The sequence below is a fragment of the Pseudarthrobacter sp. J1763 genome, from assembly GCF_050490295.1.
Classification (GTDB): domain Bacteria; phylum Actinomycetota; class Actinomycetes; order Actinomycetales; family Micrococcaceae; genus JBNPEO01.
In genome coordinates this window covers 99,995-118,913 of record NZ_JBNPEN010000005.1, presented here as the reverse complement: position 1 = coordinate 118,913, position 18,919 = coordinate 99,995, and the positions used below count along the sequence as shown (strand labels likewise).

Sequence of the window (18,919 nt, the reverse complement as noted above, 5' to 3'; positions counted from 1 at the left end):
CTTGGGTCGAGGAAAAGCGGTCCCATGCCTTGTCGGCGTTCTAGTGCTTGATCAGGGGGCTGAGCGTGGAAGAACGCTCAGCTGCTCCTTCTAGGCCAGTCTGCTCGAGCCAGTTACCAAGCATCCGGTATCCACCCTCGGTCAGTACCGATTCCGGGTGGAACTGCACACCAGAGAGCGGTGCCGTTTTGTGCTGGAGACCCATAATCACACCGTCGGCCGTTTGTGCAGTGATTTCCAGGACCTCAGGGATGCTTTCGCGCACTGCCGCAAGTGAGTGGTAGCGAGTGGCCCGCAAAGGCGAGGGAAGCCCCGCAAAAACGCTGCCGCCGTCGTGCTCCACCAACGAGGTTTTGCCGTGCATCAGTTCAGCCGCGTGGGTGACTACGCCACCGTAAGCCTCGGCTAGCGCCTGATGTCCCAAGCACACACCAAACATGGGTTTGTTGTTTTCACCGCACCATTTGATGAGATCAATGCAGACTCCCGCTTCTGCCGGATTGCCGGGCCCGGGAGAAATCAGCACACCGTCACGCGCCTCAGCAAGATCAATCGCCTCGGCAAGGGTGACATCGTCATTGCGCACCACAGTGGTCTCGGCACCAATTTCCTGCAGGTAGCCCACCAGTGTGTAAACAAAGCTGTCGTAGTTATCTACAACCAAAATTCGAGTTTTAGTCATCGCGGGGTTGCTGTACCAATCGTTGAGTCGGTGAATCGTGTGAGTTCTGAGAGCCACGGGAATACGAAGGTGACCACCAGTAGTAAGGCTAGAGCCAAAAGGCACACGCTGAGAAAAATGCGGAACCATTTCGAGCCGGGGAGGTGACGGAAGATCCAGGCATACATGTTTTATGCCGCCGTCTTGAGTGCCGCGACCTGCTTGGAGATCTCTACGGGAGGCCCTGCCGATGCGGGCCGCCAGCTCTCCATGACCGAGTACGCGATGATGCGTTCTTGGGAGCCAAAGCGTGGGTTGCAGCTGGTTATGGTCAAGACTCGTTCTGTGGGTGCTACTCCCGCTTCTGTGGGGGTGGGCAACAGGACGTCGCTGCGGTTGGGCAAGACAACTTCGGTATTGCGGTACACATAGGTGTAATACCCGTCTTTGGTTTGAACGTAGATCCGGTCGCCGGGCACTAGGGTGTGGATATTGTCCAGCACCGCACCGTGGGTTTGGCGGTGACCGGCAAAGGCGAAGTTGCCCAGGGCCCCGGGCATTGAGGTACTTGGGTAGTGGCCAAGCCCCAACGTGTCCAGAACGTCAGCACTGGTTCCTTCAATCAGGGGCCGGGTGTAGTTGGCACCAAAGCGCGGAATGTAGATCACGCCGATGGTTTGTCCGTGTTGTGGAGCTGTACCCACCTTTGGAGCACCAAAATCCTTTGTCTGAGTGCTCGGGTTGGGCTGCGTGGTCTGCGCTGGCAGCTCTTGGGCGAACTGCTTGAGGACTTGTCCTTGGCGGCTATCCGCCTCGACATTGGTCCACCACATCTCCCACACCACAAAGAGCACCAGGATGATTCCGGCGGTGATTAGTAGCTCGCCAACTACTTGGACGGCTTTACGCACTGCGCCGCCCCTTTCCGCGATCACCATCCGGGACGTGCGGTTCACGCCGGATGTGCTGTGAATAACAGCTAGAATTGGCTGCTGAAGCATTACACGCCGCTGGCGTGCCGCGTCCCTCGGCTTTCCTTCTAGCAGGATACCAACTTGGGTGCGGCCGTTGGCCCTACGTTGATCGTCCCAGGAGGACCCGTGCCTGAGTCCAAACCCCGCAAGCGTTCAAGCCGTCGCGCTCCGGAAACTACCACCGCTGCCACTGCTTACAAGCCGAACCCGGTGTGGTTCAAACCCGTGATGTTCGGCCTGATGATTTTGGGTCTGCTGTGGATCATCACGTATTACATCTCTGAAGGCACTTTGCCCATTGCCGCCGCAGAAGCGTGGAATATCGGTATTGGCTTTGGCATTGCGATCATCGGCTTTTTGATGACCACACGCTGGCGCTCCTAGGTAGCCTAGCAATACCACTTAACGTCCGACGGCGGGAACTCACCAAAGGTGAGTTCCCGCCGTTTTGTATTGGTACTGGATATTTGCCACGAGACTCTTGCCACGAGCAGAGCAGGGGATCTGCCGTATTGGTGAGAGTGGCTGCGGCTTTGAGCCAGCTGTCCACAAGAGTGGACAACAGTTATCCACAGGCAGTGCAAATGTGGACAACTTTCGCGCTGCCTGTTGATTTCCCGGCAGCACGGGAGAAATCGACGCGTGAAGTTACAGCTGTGTAAGTTACCCACATTGTGGATTACTTGTGGAAAACTCGGGATGCACCGGAAATCTGCTGTTACTGGGTGACTCAAGAGATTGTGGACCCATAACGCTAGCGGGCTAAGTTACTCTCCAGTAACATGTTCCTATGGAAGGCTCCCACATGAACGCATACCCTCACCTCCTAGCTCCGCTCCAGGTGGGCAGTGTGACGCTCAAGAACCGCATCATTATGGGTTCCATACACACCGGGCTCGAAGATCACACCAAGGACATTCCACGCTTGGCTGCGTACTTCGCCGAGCGTGCCCGCGGGGGTGTGGCGCTGATGGTCACTGGCGGTTACGCACCCAACCGGCGTGGCTGGCTAGCACCGAGGGGTGCACGCATGGCCAGCCAAAAGCATGCAGATGCTCACCGTGAAATCACTGATGCTGTTCATGCTGAGGGTTCAAAAATCGCCTTGCAGATTCTGCACGCTGGCCGCTACTCCTACCATCCACTGAGTGTGTCCGCCTCGGCGTTGAAGTCTCCCATCAACCCCTTCACCCCTCGCGCGCTTAGCAGTCTTGGCGTGGAGCGGCACATCAAGGACTTTGTACACAGCGCCAAGCTAGCTCAAAGCGCCGGTTATGACGGCGTGGAGATTATGGGCGGCGAGGGTTACCTGATTAACCAATTCTTGGCTGCACGGACTAACAAGCGCACGGACCGCTGGGGTGGCTCTCCGGAGAATCGCAGGCGCTTTGCTGTTGAAATCGCCCGGAACATGAGGGCCGAGTGTGGCCCTGACTTCCTCATTATCTTCCGGCTTTCCATGGCCGATCTAGTCAGCGACGGGCAGACCTTCGCGGAAATCGAGACACTTGCCCTCGAATTGCAGGATGCTGGCGTCTCCATTCTGAACACTGACATCGGCTGGCACGAGTCTCGAGTTCCCACCATTGTGACTTCCGTTCCGCGGGCGGCCTTTGTTGAGTTCACCGAGCGGGTTGCCCAAGCAGTTGATATTCCTGTGGCTGCAGCGAACCGGATTAATATGCCAGAGACCGCCGAAGCCATCTTGAGCTCAGGGAAAATCGAGCTGATCTCCATGGCCCGTCCGCTTTTGGCCGATCCTGACTGGGTCAATAAGGTTCAGGCTGGCCAAACTGAACTCATCAATACGTGTATTGCCTGCAACCAGGCGTGTCTGGATCACGCTTTTTCCAACAAACCCGTCTCATGCCTAGTGAACCCACGGGCGGGGTACGAAACTGTTTTGCAGTTGATGCCTACCCGGCGTGCTAAGTCCATTGCCGTCGTCGGAGGTGGTCCTGCTGGTCTTTCTGCGGCGGTAAGTTTGGCCCGCCGCGGTCACAAGGTGGTTCTCTTTGAGGCGCGCGAGAGCATTGGCGGTCAGTTCGGTATTGCCCAGCGCATCCCTGGCAAAGAGGAGTTCGCTGAGACTATTCGCTATTACACCAAGCAACTCGAGGTGCTGGGTGTGGACGTCCGCCTGAATACGGCAGTCACCGCTGCGCAACTTGTGGAGGAAAGGTTCGACGACGTTGTTCTCGCCACCGGGGTGACCCCCCGTATGCCCTCCATTCCCGGCATCGATCACCCCTCGGTGCTCAGCTACGCGGAATTGGTCCGTGACGGAAAACCTGCTGGTGATCGAGTGGCAGTGATCGGCGCCGGTGGCATTGGTGTGGATGTCAGCGAATTCCTCACCACCGAACATTCAGCATCCTTGGACCTTGAGGAGTGGAAGCGAGAATGGGGTGTTAGTTCGAATCCGACCGCCGTTGGTTCGCTCACCAAGCCAGTAGCAAGCGCCGCTGCCCGCACCGTGTATTTGCTCCAGCGCAAGGAGGGCCGCATTGGGGCCGGCTTGGCCAAAACCACCGGCTGGGTGCACCGTGCTGCGCTTAAAGCAAAGAATGTCCAAGAACTTACCGGTGTGAATTATGAGCGGATCGACGACTCCGGTCTGCACATCAGCTTTGGTGAAGACCACAGCCGGCCGGAGATTCTGGACGTTGACACAGTGGTGATTTGTGCTGGTCAAGAGTCCGTCCGCACGCTCGAACCTGAACTGGTGGCTGCCGGGATCCAACCACACATCATCGGCGGTGCTGACGTGGCTTCTGAGTTAGATGCCAAACGCGCTATCCGCCAAGGAACCGAGCTGGCCGCTTCGCTGTAGATTTTCACAGTGAACAGCTCGGCTCCGAATCATTGTACGAAACCCGTCACTAGATCCGAGTTATCCACTTAGCCACAAGTGGATACCCACAAGTTATCCACAGGTGGGGAAAACTTTGGGCCAAGCTGAGGAAAAGTTACCGCGCATAGGGCGATCAGGGCTTAAAGCCAGCTGTGAACTACACCCTTGTAAGTTATTAACACTGTGAATAACCCTGTTGAGAAGTCGGGTGCTGTTCACGATCTGTTTGGATTCAACGCCTTGTGTGCATCATGTGACCATATCTCAGGGTGGGCAAGCAGCTTTGTGGGCTGGTGCCCTCGCGTCCACCTGTGCCCTACTGATCCGGGAACCCTGGTCTCCATGGCAACTTCAGTGGTTACCGAGAACTCACCGCTACTCAAGGAGTTGCTGGTGTGGACGGCGGATCGCTTCGCCGGTGCTGGTCCGCAGAGTTCCTGCGGCAAGCTGCCCGTGTAAGGCCCGTCCACTGTAGGGATCTTCCCCCTGGGGCGAACTGTCCACATTTCCACACAGCACTACCCACAAGTTATCCACAAGTGGGGATAACCAGTGTGGATCCACATCTAGCCACACTGGATGCAGGTGATTTAGGCCCAAAACGTCAGTGAATTACACGCTTGTAAGTTATTAACACTGTGGACAAGCTCTGTGGATATGGATGTCACAGCGTCCAAAGACCTCAGGCTTAGAACGTTGCGGTTTGTACGCGGATCCACACAGCCACAACCACCACGGCAAGGACCAACAGCAGACCCAGAACCTGCAGGAGGTTCCGCTTGGGTCCCTTGGGTGCGTAGGCGATCACGGCAGCTCCGAGGAGGCCAGTAATCAAGCCGCCTAGGTGGGCCTGCCATGCGATTCCGCTGACCATAAATCCCAGGACGGCGTTGATACCGATCAGCACTAGAAGCTGGCGGATGTCACCGCCGCGGTGCCGTTGGATAACCACCATGGCACCAAAGAGACCAAAGATGGCGCCTGATGCTCCCACCACGCCAATAACGGGAACCATGGGGGTCAAGAGCAAGAACCCTGCGGACCCGCCGATGGCGCAGAGCAGATAAAGCGCTAAGAATCGGGCGCGGCCAATCAGGGGTTCAAGGGCTTGTCCAAAGATCCACAGCGAGTACATGTTGAGCGCAATGTGGAGAATGAACCCTTGCGAGTGGAGGAACGCCGAGCTCAGCATGCGCCAGGGTTCGAATACACCGGACTCGGGGCTCGCATAAATGTTCGCGAAGGCGAAATTTTGGAACACTGCGTCATTGGGGACGATCCATTGCAGGATGTACACCACAGCGCAGAGCGCAATAATGCCCAGTGTGACCATGGGCCGGCCAGCACGGACCGTGCCGCCATAAATAGTTTTGTTGCCCGCTACTGAACGCTGGGCTTCGTTGACACAGTCAACGCATTGGAATCCGACGGCGGCCGGCCGCTGGCACTCCGGACATGCCGGACGCCCACAGCGCTGACAGCGCACATACGAGGGGCGGTCCGGGTGTCGCGGACAGACAGGGGTATCAGCGGACGGCTGTGCCGCCGGAATTCCATAGCTCATAGAGGCTTAAAGCTGCTCTACATCAATGCTGTTAATGACTACGTCTTCTACCGGACGGTCACCCATGCCAGTGCGAACGCTTTCAATCGCGTCAACAACCTTGCGAGATTCCTCGTCAGCAACCTCGCCAAAGATGCTGTGCTTGCCCTGAAGCCAGTCAGTGTTCACGGTAGTGATGAAGAACTGTGAGCCGTTGGTGCCGCGGCCGCCCTGGATACCGGCGTTGGCCATGGCCAGCTTGTACGGGGCGTTGAAGTTCAATTCCGGGTGGATTTCATCGTCGAACTTGTAGCCCGGGCCACCAACGCCGCGGCCCAAGGGGTCGCCGGCCTGAACCATAAAGTCCTTGATGATGCGGTGGAAGATGGTGCCGTTGTACAACGGGGTACCAGTCTTGTCTTCACCGGTTTCGGGGTGGGTCCATGCCTGCTCGCCAGTGGCGAGACCGATGAAGTTCTTAACGGTTTTAGGAGCGTGGTTACCGAAGAGGTTTACGACGATGTCGCCCAGGCTCGTGTGGAGGGTTGCTTTGGCAGTTGCGATAGCAGTCATAACTTCATTCTTTCACGGGTCTTGGTGCGTTGGTTGGATGGTGAATGAGTTCAGCGTTCGGTGAAATCCCAATACATTCTGCGCGCGAGAATAGCCGGGATAGCCCAAGGCACGTAGGCTAACAGCGAACCCCTTTATAAGGATCGTTCTGACCGGGAGGTAGTTGTGAAAAAGACAGATCGTATTGCCCGCGACCTTGAACAGAGTGTGGTCTCCGGTGTTGAAACCGCCAAAGACTGGGCCACACCGCGAGTAGAGGCCGCAGTGAACTGGGCTGTTCCACGTATTCAGCAAGGGCTGGATACCGCTTCGCCCAAGATTCAAGAAGGCCTCAAGTCAGCCGCTCACAATTTGGCCGACGGCGTTGCAGTAGTTACGCCGAAGCTTCAGGATTCCTTGGCCCAGCTTGGCCCGCGGATTCACGACGCCGTGGAAGACGCCACGCCAAAGCTTCAGGGCGCTTTTGATAAAGCTGCCCCGGCGTTGGGTCAGGCCCGCGACAAAGTAGTTGGCGAGTACTTGCCTTTGCTCTCCGAACAGATTGGTCACGCCTCTGACGCCGTGCACCGCAGCCTGGAAAACGCTCCAGCTCAGGTGGACGCCGTTGCACAGCGTCTGGCAGATGCTGGCGTAGTAAACCAGTTGCAGGATCAGGGCAAGAAGGCAGCTAGGCAGGCCAAGAACGTTCAGAAGTTCGCACAGGATGCTGCGAAGAAGATCGGCTCTGAAGTTGCCCCGGCGCCCAAGCCCAAAAACCGTGGATTCTTGATCTTCAGCATCATCGCCGCAGCCGTGGCTGCAGGTGTTGCAGCTTGGAAGGCCACGCGCCCCGTCGAAGACCCGTGGAAGACTCCTGCCGCACCGGCACCGTCCACCACGGTTCGTGACGTAGCTGCAGACGCCAAGGCTGAAGCCGCTGCAGCAGCTCAGGCTGTTGGGGACGATGTCTCCGCCGCTGCCGAAGAAGCTAAGGACGCTGTTGCTGAAAAGGCAAAGCACGTTGCTGAAACTACTGAGGAGGCAGTCGAGGAGCCCGCAGCAGGAAATGCCGAGGCCACCCCTAAAGTAGCCACGGATGCTAAGACGGCTGTGAAGAACATCGCCTCAAGCATGCAGAACCAGGCTGACAAGGCTAGCGAGAACTAAGCGCAGCTAAAGCTAAGAACGGACCCCGCCACCGGCAGGGTCCGTTCTGTTTTCTGAGCTAATGCTAAGTTTGTGTTCGATGTCTCCTCATAGACCCAACCCAACCGCGCAGGCTGATGCCTCCGCGGCTTTGAGCGTCTCTATTGTGATCCCGGCATATAACGAGGAATCGGTCATCCGGCAGTGCCTGATCGCTGCCATCTACCAGTCCGTGCCGGCCGGGGAAATCATTGTGGTGGATAACAAGTCTACGGATCGCACCGTGCAGATTGTGCGTCAAATGCAGACTGAGTACCCGGACACACCTATCAAACTGCTTAGTCAGCACACCGAGCAAGGATTGATCCCCACCCGAAATTATGGCCTCAACCATGCCAACGGTCAGATCCTGGGGCGTATTGACGCGGACTCGGTGATTGAACCGGATTGGGTTGAACAGGTTCAAAAGGCTTTCGCGGATGACAATGTGCAGGCTGCTACCGGCCCAGTGGTTTATTACGACATGCCCATGCGGCGCTTTGGGCTCAAAGCTGATGACCGGATGCGCCAACTTATGCTCCGCCTCGCCAAACACCAGTACCACTTCCTGTTTGGCTCCAATATGGCGCTTCGCAAAAGTGCGTGGGAACAAATTTGCGACGAAGCCTGCCGCGATGAGAAAGACGAAATGCATGAGGACATTGACCTGTCCCTGCATTTGGCCGAGCATCAACTCAAAGTTCAATACTGGCCCCAGATGGTCTCGGGGATGTCGGCTCGCCGGCTCGAGGATTCACCCAAGGACTACCGTTATTACGTGCGCCGCTTTGACCGCACCTACAAGGCCCACAATGTGACCAAAATGGCTCTCAAAGCCCCTATGGTGGTGTTTTTCTCCGTCTACTTCCCAGCGAAGCTTTTGCGGGCCATTCATACGGCTAACACCGGCCAACCCACCCGCCGCGGGGGAATCTAACCCAGTGAATGTGAGCCGAGGTTTTTAGACAGCGGATCCTAGAACTCAGTATCTGTAGCTAGTCGGCGCCTAGCTCGGCAATCGGTGGGATCTTTTTGCCCCGACGTTGCCCAGCAACCACTACGGCCAATCCACCAAGGATGAGGATCAGAGCCAGATAAATGCCAGCCGGGAGTACTTCGCCCAGAAAAATAGCGGCAAGAATGGCTGCCCCTGGGATCTCCAACAAAATAATCATCGAGACCACCAATGGGCTCATGGTGGCGAGCAAATAATTGAAAGCCGTGTGCCCTAACAGTTGCGCCGCAAGGGTGATGGCAAAAATCCCAGCCCAGCCTGCGGCGTCGAACCCTACGAGCCGCTGACCGGTCAGCAGCGCTAGGACGGCCACCACTGCCGCGCAGAGGCCGTAACAGAGGGTGGTGTAGGTTCCGGTGGTCATCGTTTGGCGTGCGCGGCCCCCAGCTAAGGTGTACATCCCTGCCAGGGCGCCGCCAGCTACCGCTAGAAGGTCTCCAATCATTGCTTCGTGGGAAGAGCCCATATCGACTCCTGTGATGGCTAGAACGCCGCAGAAAGCGATTCCAAGGCCTACCAAGACCGGCCAGCGGTGTTTGGTGCCCCGGAGCAGCTGGAAGACAGCTATCCACGCCGATTGGAGGCAAACCAGTGCCGTGGCAGCGGCCACGGAGGTTAGCTGCAGAGCGGTGATAAAACACGCGAAGTGGAAAGCCAGTGCGACGGCGGCAATCGCGCACCAGCGCAGCTCACTTCGGGTGACACGACCAAAAGAACCAGGATTCTTGATCAGTACGGGTGCAGCCATCACGACTGAGGCGATGGCGTTGCGCCAAAACGCTATAGCAAGGGCTGTCACTGCTGTTCCACCCAAGGTGGCAGCAATGAGAGGTCCCGAGGAGGCCACACCCAATACGCCGATCGCGGCGATCAAAAAAGTCACCGTTCAAGCTTATGGGTGTGCAAGAGCGTTAGGTAACGAAACGAAAAAGTCCCGAGCAACGTTTCCGTTGTCCGGGACTTTCCTTATGGTGGAGGCACGGGGACTCGAACCCCGAACCCCCTGCTTGCAAAGCAGGTGCGCTACCAATTGCGCCATGCCCCCATAAGAAGCAACCCGTCAATCATACCCTAAGTTTTGGACGCAATGTCCAATTCCCTATGAGTTCTGAATCACTCTACCGAATCGGTGGAGTTGCTCCAGATTTCTTTCCGAGCTTCGGATTCCTGCACTTTCTTGTAAACAAGAACACCTGCGATCGCCGCTGCTATTACTAACAACTTCTTCACAAACACCTCGTTCCGAAGCTGCGATAAACAGCTTCCTTACTTGAACCTGTGCAGGTTCCGTGGGCGTACCTGGACTTGAACCAGGGACCTCTTCGTTATCAGCGAAGCGCTCTAACCGCCTGAGCTATACGCCCCGATGCCTCATCGGGCCGAGATATGACTTTACAGCACATCCCGGCCCGATCCAAAATCGAGCAGATTAGTCGTCTGTCAGAGTGACCCCAATGCCACCAACAAGGGTCGCAGAGAGGTTGTACAGAACGGCTGCAAGCATGGACAACGCGGTCAAAAGAACCACGTTGATTACGGCAATAATCGTGGCAAACGAGGCAACCTGGCCAAGGGACGCGATCTTCTTCAAATCGAATCCGCCACTTTCGGAACCGGCAACTTCTCCCAGGAGCTTGTTGACCTGATCAAAAATCCCCGTGAGATCCAAAACAGTCCACAACACAATCGCTGCCACCACCGTGACAATACCCAATGCCACAGAAAGCAAAAAGGACATCTTCAATACGGACCACGGATCAACCTTGCTGATCAGCAGACGAGCACGGCGAACTTTGGCACGAGGAGCCGGCTTTACCAGATTGGGCGTACCCGGGCGCTGCGCGGCAGTACCCGGACGAGCAGTACCGGCAGCAGCCGGACGCTGGCCTTGAACTGGACGCCCCGCACTAGGAGTACCCGGCCGCGTTGCACCAGAAGTGGCTGGAGCCGGACGGGAAGCACTGGGGCCAGTGGCGCCTGGGCGAGAGGACGGCGTTCCGGCGGAAGACGCCGTCGGACTTGCTGTCCGCGCCGCCTGAGGTGCCTCCGGGCGCTGAACCGGCTTTGCCGGCGGCGTTACACCCGAGGATGCGGGTGCGGTGCGTGGCTTTTCAGGATTGCTCTCAAACGGGCTCGGGTTGGAGTTGGGCGTGCTCACTCGTTACCTCCGGTGTTTTCGTCGCCCGGTTCCGTGGCGTCGTTCGCTTCATCAGCGCTTGTGCCCGGTGCCGTTGCCTCGAGCGAACCCTCAGCAGCGTTGTCAGTTACTTGGCTCAACGTTACGTCATCGCCTTGCTCGAGTACGGACGCGTCAGCATTTTCCTGCGCATCAGCGTCCTCATCGGCAGCTTCCAAACCGCGTTCAGTGTTCTTTGCAACACCAATAATTCGGTCGTTCTTGTCCGGCTTGGCAAAGATCACGCCCATGGTGTCGCGGCCCTTGGCAGGAACACCCTGGACTGCTGAGCGGACTACCTTCCCGCCTTCCATCACCACAAGAACTTCGTCTTCTTCGTGGACAATCAACGCACCCACCAAGTGACCACGCTCCTCTTGGTACTTGCCCACCTTGATACCCAACCCACCACGGCCCTGGAGTCGGTACTCCTCAACCTTGGTGCGCTTGGCGTAGCCGCCTTCGGTAACCACAAACACAAACGAATCATCTGTCACTACGTCAGCAGCAAGGAGTTCGTCGTCTTCACGGAACTTCATACCTGTCACACCTGAGGTTGCACGGCCCATGGGGCGTAGTGCTTCGTCGGTGGCCGTGAAGCGAATCGACTGGCCCTTACGGGAAACCAGCATCAAATCATCAGTATCGGACACCAATTGAGCCGAAACGAGCTCATCGCCTTCACGCAGGTTGATAGCAATCACACCGGCAGAGCGGTTGGTGTCGTAATCCTCGAGGCGGGTCTTTTTGACCAAACCACGCTTGGTAGCCAGTACCAAGTACGGAGCCTGCTGGTAATCGCGAAGATCCAGCACCTGGGCAATGTGCTCATCCGGTTGGAACGCCAATAGGTTTGCAACGTGCTGGCCCTTGGCATCGCGGCCAGCTTCAACCAGCTCGTAAGCCTTGGCGCGGTACACACGGCCCAAATTGGTGAAGAACAACAACCAGTGGTGGGTAGTGGTCACAAAGAAGTGTTCCACAACGTCATCCCCACGAAGCTGTGCTCCACGGATACCCTTGCCACCGCGCTGCTGCGAACGGTAGTTGTCGCTACGCGTGCGCTTGACGTAGCCACCACGAGTGATCGTGACAACCATTTCCTCTTCAGGAATGAGGTCTTCCATGGACATGTCGCCGTCGAAGCCCATCAGAATCTTGGTGCGGCGGTCATCACCGTGCTTGGCAACAATCTCACCAAGCTCGTCGCTGATGATGCCCCGCTGAAGTTCTTCAGACGCCAGGATCGAGTTGTACTCAGTGATCAAGGCTTCGAGCTCTGCGTGACGATCTTGGATCTTCTGGCGCTCCAGTGCAGCCAAACGGCGCAACTGCATTTCCAGAATGGCCCGAGCCTGAAGCTCATCAATGTCCAGCAACTGCATCAGCCCATCACGGGCCGCTTCAGTGGTGTTGGATGCACGAATGAGTGCAATAACCTCATCCAGCATGTCCAAAGCCTTGAGCAGTGCGCGCAGAATGTGCGCTTCTTCCTCGGCCTTACGCAGACGATACCGGGTACGCCGGGCAATAACATCCATCTGGTGGGTAACCCAGTGACGAATAAACGCATCCAAGCTCAAGGTACGCGGCACACCGTCAACAATCGCAAGCATGTTAGCGGAGAAGTTGCTCTGCAATTCCGTGTGCTTGTAGAGGTTGTTCAAAACAACCTTCGCCACAGCATCACGCTTAAGAACAATAACCAAGCGCTGACCGGTACGGCCAGAGGTCTCATCGCGGAGGTCAGCAATGCCGGCAATCTTGCCATCGCGAACCAGTTCTGCGATCTTGATGGCCAAATTGTCCGGGTTGGCCTGGTAGGGAAGTTCAGTGACCACCAAGCAGGTACGTCCCTGAAGCTCTTCGACGTTAACCACGGCACGCATGGTGACGGATCCACGGCCAGTCCGGTAGGCATCCTCAATACCCTTGTGGCCCAAAATCGTTGCGCCTGTGGGGAAATCAGGTCCCTTAACTCGCAAGAGAAGCTCTTCGAGAAGTTCCTCGCGGCTTGCCTGCGGATTGGACAAGTACCACTGCACACCATCAGCAACTTCCCGCAGGTTGTGCGGAGGAATGTTGGTGGCCATACCTACGGCAATACCTGAAGAACCGTTCACCAAAAGGTTGGGGAAACGTGCCGGCAGGATGGTGGGCTCTTGGTTCTTGCCGTCATAGTTGTCCTGGAAATCGACGGTTTCTTCGTCGATATCGCGGACCATTTCCATGGCCAAAGGAGCCATCTTGGTTTCCGTGTAACGCGGCGCAGCGGCGCCGTCGTTACCGGGGGAACCGAAGTTACCTTGGCCCAAAGCCAACGGGTAACGCATGGTCCAGTCTTGGATCAAACGAACCAAAGCATCGTAAATAGCTGTATCACCGTGCGGGTGATACTGACCCATCACTTCACCAACAACACGCGCGCACTTGTTGAAGGAGCGGTCCGGGCGGTAGCCGCCGTCGAACATCGCGTAGAGCACACGGCGGTGCACTGGCTTCAACCCGTCGCGTACATCCGGGAGCGCGCGGCCCACAATAACGGCCATAGCGTAGTCCAAGTAAGAGCGCTGCATTTCTGTTTGCAGGTCTACTTGCTCGATGCGGTCGGTCAAAGGATCGGTGATCACAGAGCCTTCGAGTACTACGTCCTGTGCTGCGGGAACCTCGGGGGTGCCGCTTTGAGGTGTGGCGTCGCCGTTGACCTCAGGAGTTTCGTCGCTCATAACTTAATAGTTTCCATTCCAGGTATATATCGGTTCGGGAATATTAGTGCGCGTGTGGCGCTGACTAGATATCCAGGAACCTGACGTCCTTGGCGTTCTGCTGAATAAAGTTGCGACGCGATTCCACGTCTTCACCCATCAAAACGGTGAAGATCTGATCCGCGGCGAGTGCGTCATCCATGGTGACTTGCAGAAGGGTGCGGTGGTCCGGATCCATGGTGGTATCCCACAACTCGGTGTAGTCCATCTCACCCAGGCCCTTGTAGCGCTGAATACCGTTGTCCTTGGGCAAACGCTTGTTGGAGGCAAGACCCTTGGCTACAGTGGCGTCTCGCTCGGCGTCACTAAACACGTAGTCGTGATCGGCATTGGACCACTTGATGCGGTACAGCGGTGGCTGGGCCAAGTACACATAGCCGTTTTCAATCAGCGGGCGCATGTAGCGGAACAACAAGGTCAGCAACAAGGTAGTGATGTGCTGACCATCAACATCAGCATCGGCCATCAAAACGATCTTGTGATACCGCAACTTGGTGATGTCGAAGTCTTCGCCAATACCCGTACCAAAAGCCGTGATCATGGACTGAACTTCGGCATTACCCAAAGCCTTGTCCAAGCGGGCTCGTTCAACGTTGAGGATTTTTCCGCGCAAAGGCAGGATGGCCTGGGTTTCCGGGTTCCGGCCTCGTTTGGCCGAACCACCTGCGGAGTCACCCTCCACCATGTAAACCTCACAACGCGAGGGATCCTTGGATGAGCAGTCGGAAAGCTTTCCGGGCATACCAAATGATTCCAGGGGACTCTTACGGCGGGCATTATCGCGGGCCTTGCGGGCAGCCATACGTGCTTGAGCTGCGGAAATGGCTTTGCGGATGACGTCGCGTGCCGGACCCGGATTCCGTTCCAGCCAGTCCCCGAGTTGATCGGTCACAACTCGCTGAACAAAACCCTTGACCTCGGAATTTCCAAGCTTGGTTTTGGTCTGACCTTCAAACTGGGGCTCGCCCAACTTCACGGAAATAACGGCAGTCAAACCTTCACGGATGTCATCACCCGTGAGATTTTCTTCCTTTTCTTTGATGATGGACTTTTCGCGGGCGTAGCGGTTAATGAGTGAAGTCATCGCTGCCCGGAAGCCTTCTTCGTGCGTTCCACCTTCATGAGTATTGATGGTGTTCGCGTATGTGTGAACGCTTTCTGAGTATGCGGTGGTCCACTGCATAGCCATTTCGAGGGAAATTTCGCGTTCTTTGTCTTCGGTTTCGAAGGAAATAACGTCCTCGTGAACCAGCTCAGCTTTTTTGGAGGAGTTGAGGTGCACCACATAGTCCAACAGGCCGTTGTCGTACTGGTAAACCACCGAGCGGTGACCTTCGCCAACTTCACCTTCGCGAACCACATTGTCCAGGTCCAAGTCGGTGTCGGATTCGGTCAGCGCAGCGTTTTCAGGAATGCGCTCGTCCGTCAAGGTGATGCGAAGGCCCTTGTTCAAGAAGGCCATTTGCTGGAATCGCGCGCGAAGCGTTTCGAAGTCGAATTCAGTGGATTCGAAGATTGAAGCGTCCGGGTAGAAGGTCTGAGTGGTACCGGTAGCTTCAGTCTCTTCACCCTTGACCAGTCCACCCTGAGGCTTACCGCCATCGACAAAACTCATCCTCCATGCGTGCCCCTGGCGGCGAACTTCAGTATCTACGCGACTCGAGAGGGCGTTAACTACTGAGATACCAACACCGTGCAGACCACCAGAGACCGCGTATCCGCCGCCGCCGAACTTTCCACCTGCGTGCAAAATGGTCATAACCACTTCGACGGTCGGCTTGCCTTCGGTGGGGTGGATGTCTACCGGGATACCGCGCCCATTGTCTACAACTTTGACGCCACCGTCGGCCTGGAGAGTGATCTCAATGTGATCGCAATAGCCAGCCAGGGCCTCATCAACGGAGTTATCCACTACTTCATATACCAAGTGGTGGAGGCCGCGAGGACCAGTAGAACCGATGTACATACCAGGGCGTTTGCGAACGGCTTCTAGCCCTTCAAGCACCGTAATATCGCTAGCGCCATACTCTCTCGGGGCGCTCTCTGGAGCGCTTTCTGCCGCTGGTACAACGGCCGGAACTTCAACAGCTGCGGCGCTTTCTTCCGGTTCCGAGGGCGTACTGGTGTCTGTATTGTCGTTAGCCACTGGCGCTTTCGACTCCTCTATTGCTAGGTGGCCGCCCGCCAGGCACACTCCGGGGTCCGGAAATTCCATGGTCAAGCTGGCACAAACCATCAGCGACGATGCCACGGACGCGGATTCGTCGCTTAGTTATCACGCCAATTCTACCGTGGAGTAGCCACTTTGCCCGCATTTTAGACCGCCAAATGGGACTAAACATAGCCATGAGAGGCCAATAAGTGCACCTGCAGCCGATTAAACAGACCTCGACTGGGGCCGGATACGCACTTCGGCGTTTTCAGGCGCTACACGCCCTTTGGTCAATTATCAAGAGTTGGCACCAAACGATGGAAGAATCCGGCTCTATCCGTAGGTATCTCGGGGACCTCTGCCATTAACCGTGCGGCGTCCCTTGCGCCAGGACGGTGCGGCGGGTCCCAGCACCTCGATTTTGGTCACCACACCTTCGCCCAGTTCCTTCCTGAACGATTCCAGGAGGCTTCCGCGCAGCAATCGTAATTGAGTAGCCCATGCCGTCGAGTCACAACGAACGTGAAGAGTGGTGGCTTCAAAACTTTCTGGAGTGCAATGTGCAGCAATTTCCGGGCCCACTAATGCGGGCCATTGCGCCATCACTGACCCAACGGCTACCGGGGAAGTCCAGCCGCGCTCTGCAACCAATCGCCCTACAACTTTACCCAAGCCCAAGGGGTCCCTCCCTTGACCGTGAAATTGCCCAAAACCTCGGGTGGACCCATACCTGCTGTTGCTGGTCTTTTTACTGGCTGAGGAAGTTCCAGGATAACGACGCCGGACCTCACCTCGTGCGGCGGCCGCATCTCTGACACGGTTTAGGGCAGCTTGGGCAGCGTCAACGTCCTCTGGTTCAGTGCTCATCTATGCCCCCGGGGATAACTTTTACCCGGCGGCCGGATAGCTCCGGCGGAATGTCTGCATCTACGGCCGCTGTGACAAGGACTTGTTCCGCGCCGGCCACAATAACGGCGAGTTTACGGCGCCTTTCAACATCCAACTCAGCAAAAACATCGTCCAAGATCAGGATGGGGGCAGCCCCAGCATCCATATCGTCATCCAACATCACGTAATAGGACGCTAGCCGCAGGGCCAAGGCCATGGACCAGGTTTCCCCGTGTGATGCGTACCCCTTGGCCGGTGCTGTACCCAACAAAACTTCGAGCTCGTCTCGGTGTGGTCCAACGAGAGACAACCCGCGTTCAAGTTCCCGACGACGTGACGCGGCTAGGGCGGCCAGGTACTGGGCAGCAAGCTCGTCCACGGATTTATTGGAAAGTTGCTCAGTTTCTGAGCCCGACGACGGTACTTCAGTGCCGTCGTCGTCCATGTGTTCAGGGAAGGAAAAACCCTGCGCGGCCGGCTCAATAGAGGAAATGTATCGCAGTCGAGCGATTTTGGACCCATCAGTGAGTGCCGCGTAAGCGGTATCCACGTGGGGCTGCAATAGCTCAACCAATTGCAAGCGAGCGTGCAATAGTGCTGCACCCGTCTGGGCCAAATGTTGATCCCAAACGTCCAACGTCTCATCGAAACCGCCGCGAGATCGGGATGCCCTCGCAGATTTCAGCAAGGCATTGCGTTGTTTGAGGACCCGCTCGTAGTCACTGCGAGTGGCCGCATGGCGAGGCAACAACGTCACCAGCAGTTCATCCAAAAAGCGGCGCCGATGTGAGGGATCACCCTTGACCAAGGACAAATCCTCGGGGGCAAAGAGAACGGTGCGGCACAATCCCAGTACATCCCGGGCCCGGACCGGATTAGCTCGATTAATCCGCGCCCGGTTGGCCCGTCCGGCATTGATCTCTACTTCAAGAACCAAGGATCGATTCCCGCGCACCAAAGTCCCACGAATCATGGCCCGTTCGGTGCCAAATCGTAGGAGCGGTGCGTCCGAGCTCACTCGATGTGAGCTCAGTGTGGAGAGGTATCCGATGGCCTCCATCAGGTTGGTTTTACCAATCCCGTTGGAGCCCACCAGAACCGTAACTCCTGGACCAAGCTGGACATCTACTTCCGCGTAACTGCGGAAATCGGTGAGCTGTAGGTTTTCTAGATACACGCCGTGTGCACGTTACTTAGCGCTTGTCTCGCCCGGCTTCTTAACCGCGTGGCCGCCGAACTGGTTACGCAAAGCAGAAACCATTTTCATAGCGGGTGAATCATCTTGGCGCGAGGCGAAGCGGGCAAAGAGCGAGGCAGTGATAGCCGGGGCGGGCACCGAGTTAGCGATGGCTTCCTCAACGGTCCAGCGGCCTTCTCCGGAATCCTCAACGTACCCAGCGATCTGGCTCAATTCGGGATCTTCATCGAGAGCCTTGACCATCAGGTCAAGGAGCCAGGAACGGACAACTGTGCCCTTTTGCCATGCGCGGAAAGTACCAGGAACATCCTTGATGATGTCCTTGGCTTCGAGCAGTTCGTAGCCTTCGGCATAGGCCTGCATCAGGCCGTATTCGATACCGTTGTGCACCATCTTTGCGTAGTGGCCGGCACCTACGTCACCAACGTGAACAAAACTTTCGGCACGCTCACCTTCGGGACGGAGTGCATCAAAAACGGGAAGTGCAAACTCGATGTCTTCGGCGGACCCGCCGGCCATTAGGCCGTAACCGTTCTCCAAACCCCACACACCACCGGAAACGCCACAGTCCACAAAACGGATGTTCTTCTCGGCAAGCGCTGTTGCGTGCTTTTGGTCTTCGGTGAAGCGTGAGTTTCCGCCGTCGATGATCATGTCACCAGCGGAGAGTTTGCCACCCAATTCGGTGATAACGGCGTCAGTAATTTCGCCAGCCGGAACCATAACCCACACCAAGCGAGGCGCGGGAAGAGCTGCAATCAGCTCATCGACGGTGGCCACGTCAGTCTTTTCCGGATTGCGGTCAAACCCGGTGACTTCAATACCAGCATTGCGCAGACGCCCACGCATGTTGAAGCCCATTTTTCCAAGTCCAATAAGACCGATGTGCACAGAAATCACTCTTTCCTGAATTGCTTGATGCCCTGTTGTTCGCTCGTGAGCTTGTTGTTGGTGCG

The 18,919-nt window shown here is 56.7% G+C and carries 15 protein-coding genes, 2 tRNA genes and 1 pseudogene; 4 read left to right on the top strand and 14 right to left on the bottom strand.

Features of this window, described 5'->3' with window-relative positions; all coding sequences use genetic code 11:
- Positions 1 to 40: 40 nt before the first annotated feature.
- Both ACQQCD_RS06830 and ACQQCD_RS06825 read right to left on the bottom strand, forming a co-directional pair.
- Complete coding sequence (locus ACQQCD_RS06830) at positions 41 to 682, bottom strand: anthranilate synthase component II (protein WP_430267641.1); 642 nt, start codon at positions 680 to 682, stop codon at positions 41 to 43.
- A gap of 170 nt (positions 683 to 852) precedes the next feature.
- The gene (locus tag ACQQCD_RS06825; RefSeq protein WP_430267766.1) at positions 853 to 1,599 is read right to left on the bottom strand and encodes a class E sortase; all 747 of its coding nucleotides are present in this window, start codon (positions 1,597 to 1,599) and stop codon (positions 853 to 855) included.
- A gap of 162 nt (positions 1,600 to 1,761) precedes the next feature.
- On the opposite strand from ACQQCD_RS06825, the gene ACQQCD_RS06820 reads away from it, so the two are divergent.
- Both ACQQCD_RS06820 and ACQQCD_RS06815 read left to right on the top strand, forming a co-directional pair.
- Positions 1,762 to 2,019 (top strand): cell division protein CrgA, encoded by a 258-nt coding sequence (locus tag ACQQCD_RS06820; RefSeq protein ID WP_430267640.1) that lies wholly within the window; start codon positions 1,762 to 1,764, stop codon positions 2,017 to 2,019.
- A 421-nt stretch (positions 2,020 to 2,440) separates the two neighbouring features.
- Positions 2,441 to 4,468: an FAD-dependent oxidoreductase gene (locus ACQQCD_RS06815; RefSeq protein ID WP_430267639.1), complete on the top strand. Its 2,028-nt coding sequence runs from the start codon at positions 2,441 to 2,443 to the stop codon at positions 4,466 to 4,468.
- A 709-nt stretch (positions 4,469 to 5,177) separates the two neighbouring features.
- On the opposite strand, the gene ACQQCD_RS06810 is transcribed toward ACQQCD_RS06815, so the two are convergent.
- Positions 5,178 to 6,053: a rhomboid family intramembrane serine protease gene (locus ACQQCD_RS06810; protein ID WP_430267638.1), complete on the bottom strand. Its 876-nt coding sequence runs from the start codon at positions 6,051 to 6,053 to the stop codon at positions 5,178 to 5,180.
- A gap of 6 nt (positions 6,054 to 6,059) precedes the next feature.
- Entirely contained in the window at positions 6,060 to 6,605 is a 546-nt protein-coding gene (locus tag ACQQCD_RS06805) for a peptidylprolyl isomerase (RefSeq protein WP_430267637.1), read from the bottom strand.
- Positions 6,606 to 6,770: 165 nt separating this feature from the next.
- Here ACQQCD_RS06805 and ACQQCD_RS06800 point away from each other — a divergent pair, with 165 nt between their 5' ends.
- On the top strand, positions 6,771 to 7,751 hold the full coding sequence (locus ACQQCD_RS06800; protein ID WP_430267636.1) for a hypothetical protein: 981 nt from the start codon (positions 6,771 to 6,773) through the stop codon (positions 7,749 to 7,751).
- Between the two features lie 79 nt (positions 7,752 to 7,830).
- On the top strand, positions 7,831 to 8,706 hold the full coding sequence (locus ACQQCD_RS06795; RefSeq protein WP_430267635.1) for a glycosyltransferase: 876 nt from the start codon (positions 7,831 to 7,833) through the stop codon (positions 8,704 to 8,706).
- A 58-nt stretch (positions 8,707 to 8,764) separates the two neighbouring features.
- Here the strand turns inward: ACQQCD_RS06795 and ACQQCD_RS06790 are convergent, their stop codons facing one another.
- The 10 genes and pseudogenes from ACQQCD_RS06790 to gnd form a co-directional block, all read right to left on the bottom strand.
- Positions 8,765 to 9,667, bottom strand: coding sequence for a DMT family transporter (locus ACQQCD_RS06790; protein WP_430267634.1), 903 nt, complete (start codon positions 9,665 to 9,667; stop codon positions 8,765 to 8,767).
- An 86-nt stretch (positions 9,668 to 9,753) separates the two neighbouring features.
- Positions 9,754 to 9,829, bottom strand: a tRNA-Ala gene (locus ACQQCD_RS06785).
- 68 nt (positions 9,830 to 9,897) lie between these two features.
- Positions 9,898 to 10,014, bottom strand: coding sequence for a DLW-39 family protein (locus ACQQCD_RS06780; RefSeq protein WP_430267633.1), 117 nt, complete (start codon positions 10,012 to 10,014; stop codon positions 9,898 to 9,900).
- Positions 10,015 to 10,074: 60 nt separating this feature from the next.
- Positions 10,075 to 10,148 (bottom strand) — tRNA-Ile (locus ACQQCD_RS06775).
- Positions 10,149 to 10,213: 65 nt separating this feature from the next.
- Positions 10,214 to 10,942: a DUF3566 domain-containing protein gene (locus ACQQCD_RS06770; RefSeq protein WP_430267632.1), complete on the bottom strand. Its 729-nt coding sequence runs from the start codon at positions 10,940 to 10,942 to the stop codon at positions 10,214 to 10,216.
- Positions 10,939 to 13,686 carry a DNA gyrase subunit A gene (gene gyrA, locus ACQQCD_RS06765; protein ID WP_430267631.1) on the bottom strand — a complete coding sequence of 916 codons (2,748 nt, stop codon included), beginning with the start codon at positions 13,684 to 13,686 and terminating at the stop codon, positions 10,939 to 10,941. Before gyrA ends, ACQQCD_RS06770 begins: the two co-directional genes overlap by 4 nt.
- Before the next feature lie 64 nt (positions 13,687 to 13,750).
- Positions 13,751 to 15,730, bottom strand: a complete 1,980-nt coding sequence (gene gyrB / locus ACQQCD_RS06760; protein WP_430267765.1) for a DNA topoisomerase (ATP-hydrolyzing) subunit B — start codon at positions 15,728 to 15,730, stop codon at positions 13,751 to 13,753.
- Between the two features lie 480 nt (positions 15,731 to 16,210).
- Positions 16,211 to 16,744 carry a DUF721 domain-containing protein gene (locus tag ACQQCD_RS06755; protein WP_430267630.1) on the bottom strand — a complete coding sequence of 178 codons (534 nt, stop codon included), beginning with the start codon at positions 16,742 to 16,744 and terminating at the stop codon, positions 16,211 to 16,213.
- Positions 16,734 to 17,942 carry a DNA replication/repair protein RecF gene (gene recF / locus ACQQCD_RS06750; RefSeq protein ID WP_430267629.1) on the bottom strand — a complete coding sequence of 403 codons (1,209 nt, stop codon included), beginning with the start codon at positions 17,940 to 17,942 and terminating at the stop codon, positions 16,734 to 16,736. Before recF ends, ACQQCD_RS06755 begins: the two co-directional genes overlap by 11 nt.
- A 12-nt stretch (positions 17,943 to 17,954) precedes the next feature.
- Positions 17,955 to 18,902: pseudogene (gene gnd, locus ACQQCD_RS06745) on the bottom strand (phosphogluconate dehydrogenase (NAD(+)-dependent, decarboxylating)); the annotation flags it as partial.
- Between the last annotated feature and the right edge of the window lie 17 nt (positions 18,903 to 18,919).